Here is a 13,919-nt window from a genome sequence, read left to right on the forward strand (position 1 = left end):
AGCGGACGCGCGGGCGTCAGAACGCCACGAGAGCCTCCGCGAGCATCCGGTGCCCCTGCGCCTCGAAAGCCTCGTCGCCGACGCGGAACGCCCAGACCGCCGTGCCCACCGCTTCGCGGAGCTGATCGATGCGCCAGCGCTCCGGATCGCGCGGATCGCCGCCGTAGCCGTCCAGAAACGCCGCTTCCAGCTCGGGACGATCGCGCCACTGCTGCGCGGCGAGTCGCACGAAGTCGGTGCCGGCGGGACGGAACCCGAACCGGCCGAAGTCGATCACCCGCGTCGTGCCCGCATCGACGAGCCAGTTGCGGGGCTGCCAGTCGCCGTGCGTAGGCACGACGGTGACCGACGGCGCAGCGTCTGAGGACAGGATGCGGCGCACGCGATCGACGGTCGACGGGTCCACGCGATGCGGTTCGTCGAACCACCGCAGTGTGCGGTCGTTCGCTTGGGGCTCGTACTCCTCGTCGTCACGTGACGTCTGGTCGTGCAGTCGCCGCAGCAGCCCTCCGGCCTGTGCGTAGGTCTCCGGTGCGAACTCCTCAGGAGACTCCTGGACGAGCCGTCCCTCGAGGTGTTCGAGGATCATCACCCGCTCGTCGGGGAGCGCATCCACGAGCCGCGCCGCGTGCCCGGTCTCGACGAGCGGGGCGACCCACCGGGGATGCGCGGACAGCTCCCGATCGATGTGATGGTTCGTCTCATCGCCCGCCTTGACGACGAGATCCTGCGCGCCCGCGCGCACGTGCAGCACAACGGAGCCCATCAGGTTCCAGGACATGTCCTCGATCCGCCGGACGCCGCCGAGTCGCTCCTCGACCCATCGGCTCTGCGCAGGGGTCAGCCGCCCGCCGTGCCACGTCGTCATCGCACGAAGCCGGTCTGCAGCCGGCCACCGGCACGCATCAGCTCATCCTCCACCGCATCTGCGAAACGTGTCGAGTCGCCGGACAGGAGCGGCGCGATCAGCGCCTCCGCGCGAGCAGCGTCCATCGCCCGCAGTACGCGCGGCAGGTGCTTGCCCGTGGCGACCCAGCGCCGGTCGCGCAGCAGCATGAGCTGAGCGGTTCGTTCGAACAGAGCGCCGGCGACGACGAGGCGCTCGGCCGCATCCGTCGCGTCGCGCAGATCGTCGAGCAGGTCCGTGACGATGTAGCGGCGCAGGTCGAGTTCGTGCGGATCGATGACGGGTCCCGCAGCGCGGGAGGCATCCCACCGCGCCCGCAGCGCGACCAGTTCTTCGCTGCCGCGCACGACGACGCCATCGAGCAGCATGTTCACGACGACCGGGCGGAACTGATCGAGATCTCGCTGCGCCCACGTCTCGAAGGCGGCTGGCGTGTAGGCGAACACCTCGACGATCTCGCCCTCGAACGCCTCGCAGGTCGCGGCCGACCCCTGGTCCGCCTGAGCGAAGAGCCCCTCACCGATGACGAGCAGATCGATGTCGCTCGTGCGGGTGCGCTCACCGCGCGCGGTGCTGCCGGCCATGATCGCGATCATCGCGCGCGGGTACGATGCGGCGACGAAGCGCTCGACGAGCGCGATGTGCTCCTCGCCGGTCACAGGGCGAACTCCACCTCGCCCTTGGCGATGTCGGCGCGCACGAGGGACAGCGAGACGGTGTCGCCGGGTGCGGCACCTGGCGGCAGCGGCGCGGTGGCCGTGACGGCGGGGTCGGCGATCTGGATCTCGGCACGGTCCTCGCCGCGCACCTCGACGACGGTCGCCTCGATGCGAGAACCGACGAGCGGGGAGAGCAGCGCGGCTTCGACACGGTTGATCGTGTCGGCATTCAGCTGCGATGCGCGCTGCCCGCTCGCCTGCATGAGCGCGGGCAGTTCGGACAGGCTCTCGCGGGCCCATTCCGGCGCCTCCTGGCCGGAGGAGACGGCGAGGCAGATCGCGAGCGACCATCGGTCGACGAGTCGGCGCAGGGGAGCGGTGGCATGCGTGTACGGCGCGGCGATTGCCGCCTGCTCGGCATCCTTCGGGCGCTCGCCGTCGAAGGCGAGGTATCCGGCCCCGCGGAACAGCGATGCCGCGGCCTCGAGCACCGGGAGCGTGAGCGGATCGTCGAGATCGAGCGTGCGGAGGAACTCGCCGTAGCCGCCCCTCGTCCAGGGACGCCCGAGCGCCTCGGTCTGGCGCCGGAACGTCGCGAACGCCTTCTCATCGGGCTCGGGCATGGTCCGGAGGATGCCGACGCCGGCCTCCAGCATGATGTCGGCTGCAGCCATCCCCGTCATCAGCGAAAGCTGCGCGTTCCACTCCTCGATCGCCAGTGGGCGGGCGCGGACGATCGAGTACGTGCCGTCGTCGGCGCGGACCACCTCTTCATCGGGCATGTTGAGGCTCGCCCCGCCGCGCGCGGCCTCCTGCGCGATCCGAAGGCGGCCGATCTCCGGCAGCAGCGCCGCAGGGGAGTCGTCGCCGGCGTCCAGCGCGCGCTGGGCCGCGACGTAGTCGAGCTGCGCGCGCGAGCGGACCATCGCGCGCTCCAGGCGGGTCGCGGTGACGACCCCGTCGCTGTCGAGGGTGAACGTCCACACCAGGGCGGGGCGATCCTGATCGGCCAGCAATGAAGCACGATCCTCGCTGAGCACGCGCGGATGCAGCGGGATGGATCCGTCGGCCGCGTACAGCGTCTGCCCGCGCTCACGGGCGGCGAGGTCGACGGCGCCGCCCGGCGTCACGAATCCGGGAACGTCGGCGATGGCGTAGCGCACGATGTAGCCCGATGCCGACTTCTCCAGATGGAATGCCTGATCCAGATCCTTCGCGCCGGCCGGATCGAGCGTAGCGAAAGGCACCTCGCGCAGGTCCAGCGCCGGCTCGGCGGGTTTCGCGGCCTCCGCCTCGGCGAGCGCCTCCGGAGAGAACCCGGTCGGCGCGTCGAGGTTTTCGCGCAACGCGGCGAGGGCATTGGCGAGCTCGCTCTGCGCGGCGGACGGGGCGACGTGCGATCGGCGCTGAGGCATGCCTCCACCCTATGACCGAGCGCCGACGCGACCTCCGCAGTGCCGCACGCCCTCGAGCGGCGATAGCGTGGAGCCATGACCACTGCGCAGAAGGCACAGAAGCTCCTCTCCCTGTACGAAGCCCCCGAGATCCTCCGGGTCGTGAACGTCTGGGACGTCGTCTCTGCCAAGGCGATCGAGGCGCTCCCCGAGACGACGGCGCTGGCCACGGCCGGCCACTCGATCGCCGCGACGTACGGCTATCCCGACGGGCAGATCCCGCGCGAGATGATGCTCGACATGATCGGCCGCATCGCCGCGGCCACCGAGCTGCCGGTCAGCGCCGACCTCGACGATGGCTACGGCGACGCGGGTGAGACGACCCGGCGCGCGATCGGCGTGGGCGTCGTCGGCGCGAACATCGAGGACCGCCTGGACCCCCTCGCGGACTCGGTCGCGAAGGTGCAGGCGATCGTCGCCGCCGGTGAGGCCGAGGGCGTTCCCTTCGTGCTCAACGCCCGCACGGATGCCTTCGTGCGGGCGAACGGCCGCCCGGTCGAGGAGAGCATCGCGGATGCGATCGTGCGCGGGCGGGCGTTCCTCGAAGCCGGTGCGACGTGCGTGTTCGTGCCGGGCGTGCTCAACGCCGACGTGACCGCGCAGCTGGTCGACGGCATCGGGCGCGGCAAGGTGAGCGTCATCGGGCTGCCCGGTGCGCTGACGGCCGCCGAATACGAGGCCCTGGGCATCGCCCGCATCTCCTACGGCCCCACCACCCAGCGCGTGGCGCTGACGGCGCTGCAGGACGTCGCTTCCTCGCTCTACGCCGACGGCGTGATCCCCGAAGGCACCCGCGCCCTGAACTGACGCGACATCCGGACGGGTGATCGCGCGGCGCCTCACTAGAATCGATGCGTGGTCACCCGTCTTTCCAACTTCTTCCTCCGCACGCTCCGCGAAGACCCGGCCGGTGCCGAGATCGCGAGCCACAAGCTGCTGATCCGCGCCGGGTACATCCGACCGCTGGCGGCGGGCATCTTCGCGTGGCTGCCGTTGGGGTTGCGCGTGAAGGCGAAGATCGAGAGGGTCGTGCGCGAGGAGATGGCCGCCGCCGGAGCTTTGGAGGTGCACTTCCCCGCGCTCATGCCGCGCGAGCCCTACCAGGCCACGGGCCGCTGGGACGAGTACGGCGACCTGCTGTTCCGCCTGCAGGATCGCAAGGGGGGCGACTACCTGCTCGCCCCCACGCACGAGGAGGCGTTCACCCTGCTGGTGAAGGACCTCTACTCCTCGTACAAGGATCTCCCTCTGACGATCTTCCAGATCCAGGACAAGTACCGTGACGAGGCGCGCCCCCGCGCGGGCCTGCTGCGAGGCCGCGAGTTCACGATGAAGGATGCCTACTCCTTCGACTCCTCCGATGCGGGGCTGGATGCGAGCTACCAGGCCCAGCGCGACGCCTACGAGCGCATCTTCCAGCGTCTCGACCTGGAGTACGTCATCGTGCAGGCGGATGCGGGCGCCATGGGCGGATCGCGCAGCGAGGAGTTCCTGCACCCCACTCCCGTCGGCGAGGACACCTTCGTGCGCAGTGCGGGCGAATACGCCGCGAACGTCGAGGCATACGTCACCCAGGTGCCGGCTGCGCAGGGGTGGGACGACGCCCCCGAGGCGACGATCTTCGACTCACCGGACACCCCCACGATCGACACGCTCGTCGAGCACAGCAACGCTGTGCTCGGCGGCGAGTACACCGCCGCCGACACGCTGAAGAACGTCGTGCTGGCGCTGACGCACCTCGACGGCACGCGCGAGCTCGTCGTCGTCGGAATCCCCGGGGATCGCGAGGTGGACGACAAGCGCGCCGAGGTCGCTTTCGCCCCGGCGGAGGTCGAGCCCGCGACGGCGGAGGACTTCGAGAAGCATCCGCTGCTGGTCAAGGGCTACATCGGTCCCTGGTCACCCACGGGCGTCGTTCTGGGGGAGGAGTCGGCCACCGGCATCCGCTATCTGCTCGACCCGCGTGTCGCCGAGGGCACGCGCTGGATCACGGGTGCCAACATCGATCAGAAGCACGTGCACTCGCTCGTCGCCGGTCGTGACTTCACGTCCGACGGCACCGTCGACATCGCCGGCGTGCGCGAGGGCGACCCCGCTCCCGACGGCTCGGGCCCGGTGACGCTGGCGCGCGGCATGGAGATCGGCCATGTCTTCCAGCTCGGGCGCAAGTACGCCGAGGCCCTGGGACTGAAGGTGCTCGACGAGAACGGCAAGCAGGTCACCGTCACGATGGGCTCCTACGGCATCGGCGTGACCCGCATCCTCGCGATCATCGCCGAGCTGAACAACGACGACAAGGGGCTGATCTGGCCGACATCGGTCGCCCCGTTCGACGTGCACGTCGTCGCCACGGGCAAGGACGACACCGCTTTCGCGCTCGCCGAAGACCTCGCGGCGCAGCTCGAGGCCACGGGCCTGGATGTGCTCTACGACGACCGGCCCAAGGTGTCCCCCGGGGTGAAGTTCGGCGACGCCGAGCTGATCGGCGTGCCGCGCATCCTCATCGTCGGACGCGGCGCGGCAGACGGCATGGTCGAGGTGTGGGATCGCCGGTCGGGCGAGCGTGAGACGCTCGTCGCCGCCGATGCTTTGGCGAGGATCGCCGCCTCGCGCTGACGCGACCCGGAAGCGCACAACGCCCCGCAGCGCTCGGGCCTGCGGATCAGTCGCCCTGCAGATCAATGGCAGGGTGGAGGCATGAGCGAATCCACCCGCGCTGAACCGACCCGTGCCGAGGCGTCGACGTCTGCGGAGAAGGTACGTGACGAGATCGATCGCCTCCTCGCCGATGCCGGCATCCGGGAGGATCGCGCGCTGATCTCCCGCATGCTGCACACCGCCGTGCAGTTGGGCCAGGAGGGCACGGACCGGCTCGACCTCAAGATCGCCTCGGCGGCGATCGCCGAGATGCGCGACGCGTTCGGGCTGTTCCGCCCCTTCGAGGGAGTGCCGAAGGTGACGGTGTTCGGATCGGCGCGCACCCGCCAGGACGACCCGCTGTACCGGCAGGCGCGCGACGTCGCGGCGGCGCTCGCGGCCGAGGGGTGGATGGTCGTCACGGGCGCGGGCCCCGGCATTATGCAGGCCGCCGCCGAGGGTGCGGGCAGCCGGATGTCACTGGGCGTGTCCATCCGACTCCCCTTCGAGGAGAAGGCTGATGTGCCCGTGGCGGAGGAGACCCATGTCGTCGCGATGAAGTACTTCTTCACGCGCAAGCTCATGCTGATGAAGGAGTCTCGCGGGTTCGTGTGCCTGCCCGGCGGCTTCGGCACGCTGGACGAGACCTTCGAACTGCTCACGCTGCAGCAGACCGGCAAGGCCGAGCCCATGCCGATCGTGCTGCTCGATGCGCGTGGCGGTGGATATTGGGACGGCCTGCGTCGATTCGTCGAGGAGCAGATGGAGCCGGCGGGCGTCATCTCGCCCGACGACCTCGACCGGGTGCTCATCACCGACTCCGTCGAGGATGCCGTGGCCGAGATCACCGGGTTCTGGCGCAACTACGACTCGCTGCGCTGGGTGGGCGATCGCCTGGTGCTGCGGCTGCGCCACGCGCCGAGCGATGGCCAGCTCGCCGCGCTCAACGCGCAGTTCGGCGAGCTGTGCGCCGACGGGGCGATCGAGCGCACCGCGCCGTTGGGCGCCGAGCGGGCGGACGACGACCTGCTCGACCTGCCGCGGATCGTGCTGCGGCTGCGGCAGCGGTCGGTCGGATCGCTGCACCTGCTCATCCGGGCGCTGAACGCGCTCGATCCGGTATCGTAGGACGGATGTCGCGCGCCTGTTTCGCGCGCGACGAGAGCTGAATAGGGAGGCCGCCATGGACATCGATCTCGGAGTGCTGCGCTTGATCGAGCGCGAGAAGGAGATTCCGTTCGACGAGCTCGTCGAGATCATCGAGCAGGCCATCCTCACGGCGTACTCCCGCAACGACGACACCGCCGATCTCCCCGAGGGCGCGCGCGCCGAGCTGGACCGCAAGACCGGTCACGTCGCGGTCTTCGTTCCGCTGCGCGACGAGGACGACGCCGTCATCGGCGAAGAAGACGTCACGCCCTCCGACTTCGGGCGCATCGCGGCCTTCGCCGCCAAGCAGGTCATCAACCAGCGCCTGCGCGACATCGCGGACGACGCCGTGCTGGGGGAGTTCCGCGGCAAGGAGGGCGACATCGTCGCCGGCGTCATCCAGCAGGGCTCCAACCCGCGGATGATCCACGTGGATCTCGGCTCGGTCGAGGCGATCCTCCCGCCCGAGGAGCAGGTGCCCGGCGAGGAGTACGCGCACGGCTCGCGCCTGCGCGTGTACGTGACCTCGGTGGCCAAGGGGCTGAAGGGCCCCGCCATCACGGTCTCGCGCACGCATCCCGGCCTCGTGCGCAAGCTCTTCGCGCTCGAGGTGCCGGAGATCGCCGCGGGGCTCGTGGAGATCGTCGCCCTCGCCCGCGAGGCCGGGCATCGCACGAAGATCGCCGTCAAGGCCAACGACCCGTCGATCAACGCCAAGGGCGCCTGCATCGGCGAGTTGGGTCGTCGCGTGCGCGCGGTCACCGAAGAGCTCGCCGGCGAGAAGATCGACATCGTCGACCACAGCGACGACCTGCCCACCTTCGTCTCGCACGCCCTGTCGCCGGCCAAGGTGACCAGCGCGTTCGTGCTGGATGCCGGGGCCAAGGCCGTGCGCGCGCTTGTTCCCGACTACCAGCTCTCGCTGGCCATCGGCAAGGAGGGGCAGAACGCCCGGCTGGCCGCCAAGCTCACCGGCGCCAAGATTGACATCCAGCCCGACAGCGTCATGGCCTGAGCCGCGCGGCGCACCGCCGCGGGACCCCGAGGTGTAAGATGGAACCTGTACGAACGTGCGTCGGATGCCGCACTCGTGCGACCCGGTCCACTCTGCTCAGGGTGGTCGTGCAGAACGAACTCCTCGTCTTCGATGAGAAGGCCGTGATGCCCGGACGGGGCGCCTGGGTCCATCCGACGTCCGACTGCGTGGACACCGCCCGTCGGCGTCGCGCTTTCACCCGTGCGCTGCGTGTGCCCGCCTCCGTCGATTTCGCGGAGTCGGACATCCAGACCATCGAGAAACGGCTGAACGGCTATGGAAACAAAGTGAACGGCTCGAAATGAGACCCGTCCGCGATTAGTGGTCTGCCCTGCCTGGGCGGACCGACCCAGACAGGAGAATTGTGGCTGCCAAACCACGTGTGCACGAGATCGCCGCTGAACTCGGCGTCGACAGCAAGTTCGCACTCGCGAAGCTGAAAGAGCTCGGCGAGTTCGTCAAGAGCCCGTCGTCGACGGTGGAGCCCCCGGTCGCGCGCAAGCTGCGCGCCGCCATCGAGGCCGACCGTCCGGCCGACGCCGCGCCCGCCAAGAGCGGGGCCGCGCCGGCCAAGAGCGGTGCCAAGCCCGGCGCCCCGAAGCCCGGCGCGGCTCCGAAGCCCGGTCCGAAGGCGCCCGCGCCCAAGCCCGCGGAGTCCGCGGCACCGGCGCCCGCCGCGCCCTCGGCTCCGGCCGAGAAGGCCGCGCCCGCCGCGCAGGACCAGGAAGGGGCGGCCCCGAAGCCTGGCGGCTCGGCGCCCAAGCCCGGAGCCCCGCGCCCAGGCAACAACCCGTTCGCGTCGTCGCAGGGGATGGGCCAGCGTCCCGCGGGTCCCCGTCCCGGCAACAACCCGTTCGCCTCGCAGCAGGGGATGGGCCAGCGCCCGACCCCGGGCAACATCCCGCGCCCGCAGGCCCCGCGTCCCGGTTCGCCGCGCGTCGGCGGCCCGCGTCCCGGCGGTCCCGGCGGTCGCGGTCGTCCCGGCGGTGCGCAGGGCGGTCGTCCCGGCGCACCGTTCCAGCAGCGCTCCGGCGGTCCCGGCCGTCCCGGCGGCGGCGGCCCCGGCGCCGGCGGCGGCTTCCAGCGCCCAGGCGGCGGCTTCGCCGGTCGTCCCGGCGGCGGCGGTCGCGGTCGCGGCCCCGGCGGTGGCACCGCGGGCGCCTTCGGAAAGGGAGGCGGCAAGAGCAAGCAGCGCAAGTCGCGTCGGGCGAAGCGTCAAGAGTTCGAGATGCGGTCGGCGCCGGTCGTCGGCGGCGTCAACGTCCAGAAGGGCAACGGCGAGATCATCCGTCTTCGCCGCGGCGCCTCCATCGCCGACTTCGCCGACAAGCTCGAGGCGCTGAACGGCTACACCGTCCAGCCCGGCACGCTGGTCACCATCCTGTTCAACCTCGGTGAGATGGCCACGGCGACCGAGTCGCTGGATGAGGCCACCTTCGAGGTGCTCGGCGAGGAGCTGGGCTACAAGGTGCAGATCGTCTCCCCGGAGGACGAGGACAAGGAGCTCCTGGAGGGCTTCGGTCTCGACCTCGAGAAGGAGCTCGAAGAGGAGAGCGACGACGACCTCGAGATCCGTCCCCCGGTGGTCACGGTCATGGGTCACGTCGACCACGGAAAGACGCGACTGCTCGACGCGATCCGCCAGACCAACGTCATCGAGGGCGAAGCCGGCGGCATCACGCAGCACATCGGCGCCTACCAGGTGTGGACCGAGCACGAGGGCATCGAGCGCGCCATCACCTTCATCGACACCCCGGGCCACGAGGCGTTCACCGCCATGCGCGCCCGTGGTGCGCAGGTGACCGACCTCGCGATCCTCGTGGTCGCCGCCGACGACGGCATCATGCCGCAGACGGTGGAGGCGCTCAACCACGCCCAGGCCGCGGATGTGCCGATCGTCGTGGCCGTCAACAAGGTCGACAAGCCCGAGGCGAACCCCGCCAAGGTGCGCCAGCAGCTCACCGAGTACGGCCTTGTGGCCGAGGAGTACGGCGGCGACGTGATGTTCGTCGACGTCTCGGCCCGCGCGAACACCGGCATCCAGGAGCTCCTGGACGCCGTGCTGCTCACCGCAGACGCCGGACTCGACCTCACGGCCAACCCCAACAAGGCCGCTCGAGGCGTCGCGATCGAAGCCAAGCTCGACAAGGGCCGCGGCTCGGTCGCCACCGTGCTCATCCAGTCCGGAACGCTGCACGTCGGAGATGCGATCGTAGCCGGCACGGCCTACGGACGCGTGCGCGCGATGCTCGACGAGAACGGCGACGCCGTCGATGCGGCGGCACCGTCGCGCCCCGTCCAGGTGCAGGGGCTCAACTCGGTCCCGCGCGCCGGCGACGTGTTCATCGTCACCGACGAAGACCGTATGGCGCGCCAGATCGCCGAGAAGCGCGAAGCCGTCGAGCGCAACGCGCTGCTGGCCAAGGCCCGCAAGCGCATCTCGCTCGAGGACTTCACCCGCGCACTCGAAGAGGGCAAGGTCGAGACGCTCAACCTCATCATCAAGGGCGACGTGTCCGGTGCCGTGGAAGCGCTGGAGGAGTCGCTCATGAAGATCGAGGTCGACGACTCCGTGCAGCTGCGGATCATCCACCGCGGCGTGGGCGCCATCACCGAATCGGATGTGAACCTCGCGACGATCGACAATGCGATCATCGTGGGCTTCAACGTCCGCCCCGACGCCAAGGCCCGCGAGGCCTCGACGCGCGAGGGCGTGGACATCCGCTTCTACTCCGTCATCTACAACGCGATCGACGAGATCGAGAGCTCGCTCAAGGGCATGCTCAAGCCGGAGTTCGAAGAGGTCCAGTCAGGTGTCGCCGAGATCCGCGAGGTGTTCCGCTCCTCGAAGTTCGGCAACATCGCCGGTGTGATCGTCCGCTCCGGAACGATCACGCGCAACGCGAAGGCGCGTGTCATCCGCGACGGCGTCGTCCTCGCCGATGGCCTGGCCATCGAGTCGCTGCGCCGCTTCAAGGACGACGTGACCGAGGTCAAGACCGATTTCGAAGCCGGTATCGGCCTCGGCAAGTACAACGACATCCAGGTCGGCGACGAGATCGAGACGACGGAGATGGTGGAGAAGCCGCGCGGCTGATCTGCTCGTTACGCAGGAGGGCATCCTGTGTCGGCCTCATGGGGCCCCGGTCCGCTTCGCGGACGCCCCAACGGCCGCCACAGGACGCCCTCCTGCTCCGCGTGCTGGGAACGAGTGCGCATGGCGTGAGAAGAGATAGGTTTTGGGAATGGCTGGAGAACGACAGGCACGGCTCGCGGACCGCATCCGCGTCATCCTCGCGGAGCGCCTTGAAAAGGGGCTGCGCGACCCGCGACTCGGATTCGTGACGATCACCGACGTGCGCGTCTCCGGCGATCTCCAGCACGCCTCGGTGTTCTACACCGTGCTCGGCACCGACGAGGAGCGCGCCGGAAGCGGCGCCGCACTCGTCTCGGCGACGGGTCTGCTCCGCAAGGAGGTGGGCCGCCAGCTCAACATCCGGCTCGTGCCGACCCTGGAGTTCATCCCCGACGCCCTGCCCGAGAACGCCGGGCACATCGCCGACCTCCTCCGCGAGGCGCGCGAGCGCGACGCCGAGGTGGCCAAGCTCGCTTCGGCCGCGCAGCACGCCGGGGAAGCCGACCCTTACCGCGTCGAGGATCGCGCCGCCGAAGACGACGCCGACGGCGCAGAGGAGCGCTGAGACGGACGCGAGCGGGGCGCGTTGCGCGAGTGCTCTCTCGTGCCCGCCTGCGCGCCTCGCTAGCATGGTGAGCGGATGAGCGGGCGGAGGCAGCATGGCAGCGACTTTCGCCGTTCCTGCGGGAGTGCGCCAGGCATCGCATCCCTCCCGGCACCGGAACGGTGCGGACATGCCGTCCGTTGACATCGAGACGCCCACCGCATCGCCCGAGGTCGTGCATCACGTCCGCGAGGCCTGTGCGCAAGACCTGCGGGCGACCGCCGAGGTGCTCGGCCTTCTCTCCGAAGACCAACGGCGGGGTCTGCGCTCCCTCCCCGATCCGCTGCCGCTCGTGCCGTCGATCCAAGGGCTGGGCGATGCACTCGTGCTGGATCCCTGGGAGCGCGACGCCCTGCTGGTCGCCGCGGTCTGCATCGATGACCGCATGGATGTGCTGCTCGACGTCATCGGCCGGAGCATGGACGACGTGCTCGCCAGCACTCTCTCCGCGCACCTCGCCCTCGTCGCCGGCCGTTTCGCGTTCGCCGACGCCCGCATGCGGATCTGGGCGCACGAGAGCGCGACGCTCAACGAGCGCACGCGCGTGCACGAGCGCCTCGTGGCCGGCTACACACGTATCGGCGACGCGCGTCGGTCGCTGTGGCATCGCGCGCTGAGCACCATGCAAGGCGACCCCGCCCTGGCCAATCCGCTGCTGCTCCTGTCGGCCGACGCGGAACGCACCGGAGACGGGGTCTGGGCCTATGCCGTCGCCCGCGAGGCCGCCAGTCATGCCGATGCGCGCGTGCTGGATCGTGCCCGCGTCGCGGCGGGGCGGTGCGCGCTCGGCGCGGGGTGGCTCGAAGACGCCCTGGACTGGTTCCGGCCCGTGATCGGCGGAGACGACCTCGGAGCGATCCGCGACGCCCTGCCCGCGTTCGTCGTCGCGTCGACGGTGCGCCACGGTGTCGCACCGTCGGCCGACCTGCTCCAGCACCGGCCGAACGTGTCGTTGGATCCGCGCTGGTCGGCCTACGGCCGAGCGGTGGCACTGGCCGCCTCGCTCAGCGCCGAGCGCGGCCACCGCACCGAGAGCAGGCAGTGGTTCGTGGCAGTGCGGGAGATCGACTCGCGGGCGGGGCGCCCTGGTCGGCTCACGATGGCCGTGGCCGAGTGGTGCGCCCTGTTCGCCGGTGCCGAGCAGGAGATGCCCGAGGGCGGTCCCCCCGGACCCGCCTGGGCGTTGAGCAGCGCCCTGCGCCTGGGCCTCGATGGCGATCCGGCGGCGGGTCTGCGTCTGCTCGCAGGCAGCGAGCGGGTGTCGGGCCGCGCCAAGGACAGCCTCATCGTGGGCCGGGAGCGCAGCCGCCTCATGCACGCGCATCGAGCTGTCGCCGAGGCGATCCTCCGCTTCTGGAGCGGCGACCTGCGCGCCTCCCGCTCGGGGCTGGAGGAGGCGGCGCTGCGCCTTCCGATCGCACTGCCGTTCGCCGGTGTCGCGGTTTCGCTCGCTCGGCGTCTCGAGTTGGCCATCGACGGCCATGAGGGCGCACTGTCGGCGGCGCTCGATATCGCGTGCCCCGCGACCCCACCCGGAGACCGCCTCGTCGATCTCGGTCTGAAGGCGTACCTCGAGGGCGATTCGGAGCAGGCCGCCGCGCACCTGCGCCTCTGGGTCGAGCGTGGTGCGCCCAGCCCCGCCTTCGTCCTGCCCGGGCTCGACGAGGTGGGCCCCGTCGAGCTCCCCGACGTGCCCATCGCCCCGCCCGACGCCCTGCGTGCCCGCGCGTTGCGCCGACGGATCCGCGCCGCGCGCGAGCACGCGTGGGAGCGTGATCACCGCGAGGCGGCTGAGGCGAGCCGCGAGATCGTCTCGCCGTTCGAACGCGCGCGGGTGGAGGCGCTGCTCGGCACGGTCTGCGCCACCCGAGGTGAGAACGCCCCGGCGCTGCGGCATCTGCGCGCCGCGCGCACGCTGTTCTCCGATGCGGGAGCAGACGCCTGGACGCGCTCTGTCGATATGCGCCTGTCGCGCTTCGGTGAGCAGGGGGAGTCGGCTGCACAGCCGGTGACCGCGCCGATCCCCGTCTCCGGCGATCCGCTCGGCGTGTGCCGCACGGCATGGGAGCCGCTGCTCACCGAGCGCGAACTGGCTGTGGCGATGCTCGTGGCCGACGGCTGCACGAACCGCGAGATCGCCGCCCGACTCGTCGTTTCGGTGCGCACCGTCGAGGTGCACCTCGGGCGCGTGTTCGTCAAGCTCGACATCCGCGGCCGCGGTGAACTCATCGCCCTCGCGCACCGCACCAGCATGCATCTCTGACTCTCCGCGGGCAGGAATGTGGAGAACACGGATGCCGGGCATCCGTCGTGCCCAATATGTTCGGATCACTGCGA

The 13,919-nt window shown here is 70.5% G+C and carries 11 protein-coding genes; 8 read left to right on the forward strand and 3 right to left on the reverse strand.

What is annotated here, in order from left to right:
- Positions 1-16: 16 nt before the first annotated feature.
- From BKA02_RS10755 to BKA02_RS10765, 3 genes are read right to left on the reverse strand one after another with little or no spacing between them, the layout of a single operon-like run.
- Positions 17-868, reverse strand: coding sequence for a phosphotransferase family protein (locus BKA02_RS10755; protein ID WP_179433917.1), 852 nt, complete (start codon positions 866-868; stop codon positions 17-19).
- Positions 865-1,566: a nucleotidyltransferase domain-containing protein gene (locus BKA02_RS10760; RefSeq protein WP_179433919.1), complete on the reverse strand. Its 702-nt coding sequence runs from the start codon at positions 1,564-1,566 to the stop codon at positions 865-867. Before BKA02_RS10760 ends, BKA02_RS10755 begins: the two co-directional genes overlap by 4 nt.
- A complete protein-coding gene (locus BKA02_RS10765; protein ID WP_179433921.1) occupies positions 1,563-2,981 on the reverse strand; it encodes an RNB domain-containing ribonuclease in 1,419 nt (472 codons plus the stop codon). Before BKA02_RS10765 ends, BKA02_RS10760 begins: the two co-directional genes overlap by 4 nt.
- Positions 2,982-3,056: 75 nt before the next feature.
- Between BKA02_RS10765 and BKA02_RS10770 the strand changes: the two genes are divergently transcribed.
- The 8 genes from BKA02_RS10770 to BKA02_RS10805 all read left to right on the forward strand — a co-directional run bounded on the left by BKA02_RS10770 (position 3,057) and on the right by BKA02_RS10805 (position 13,845).
- Positions 3,057-3,827, forward strand: coding sequence for an isocitrate lyase/PEP mutase family protein (locus BKA02_RS10770; RefSeq protein ID WP_179433923.1), 771 nt, complete (start codon positions 3,057-3,059; stop codon positions 3,825-3,827).
- A 48-nt stretch (positions 3,828-3,875) separates the two neighbouring features.
- Positions 3,876-5,636 (forward strand): proline--tRNA ligase, encoded by a 1,761-nt coding sequence (locus BKA02_RS10775; RefSeq protein WP_179433925.1) that lies wholly within the window; start codon positions 3,876-3,878, stop codon positions 5,634-5,636.
- Between the two features lie 81 nt (positions 5,637-5,717).
- The gene (locus tag BKA02_RS10780) at positions 5,718-6,785 is read left to right on the forward strand and encodes an LOG family protein (protein WP_179433927.1); all 1,068 of its coding nucleotides are present in this window, start codon (positions 5,718-5,720) and stop codon (positions 6,783-6,785) included.
- 55 nt (positions 6,786-6,840) lie between these two features.
- Complete coding sequence (nusA, locus tag BKA02_RS10785; RefSeq protein ID WP_179433929.1) at positions 6,841-7,821, forward strand: transcription termination factor NusA; 981 nt, start codon at positions 6,841-6,843, stop codon at positions 7,819-7,821.
- 38 nt (positions 7,822-7,859) lie between these two features.
- Entirely contained in the window at positions 7,860-8,147 is a 288-nt protein-coding gene (locus BKA02_RS10790) for a YlxR family protein (protein WP_179433931.1), read from the forward strand.
- Between the two features lie 59 nt (positions 8,148-8,206).
- Complete coding sequence (gene infB / locus BKA02_RS10795; RefSeq protein ID WP_343045395.1) at positions 8,207-10,939, forward strand: translation initiation factor IF-2; 2,733 nt, start codon at positions 8,207-8,209, stop codon at positions 10,937-10,939.
- 148 nt (positions 10,940-11,087) lie between these two features.
- On the forward strand, positions 11,088-11,543 hold the full coding sequence (gene rbfA / locus BKA02_RS10800) for a 30S ribosome-binding factor RbfA (RefSeq protein WP_179433933.1): 456 nt from the start codon (positions 11,088-11,090) through the stop codon (positions 11,541-11,543).
- Between the two features lie 169 nt (positions 11,544-11,712).
- Positions 11,713-13,845: a helix-turn-helix transcriptional regulator gene (locus tag BKA02_RS10805; protein ID WP_179433935.1), complete on the forward strand. Its 2,133-nt coding sequence runs from the start codon at positions 11,713-11,715 to the stop codon at positions 13,843-13,845.
- Positions 13,846-13,919: the final 74 nt, after the last annotated feature.

Origin of the sequence: Microbacterium pseudoresistens, from assembly GCF_013409745.1 — a bacterium.
GTDB classification, from domain to species: Bacteria; Actinomycetota; Actinomycetes; order Actinomycetales; family Microbacteriaceae; genus Microbacterium; species Microbacterium pseudoresistens.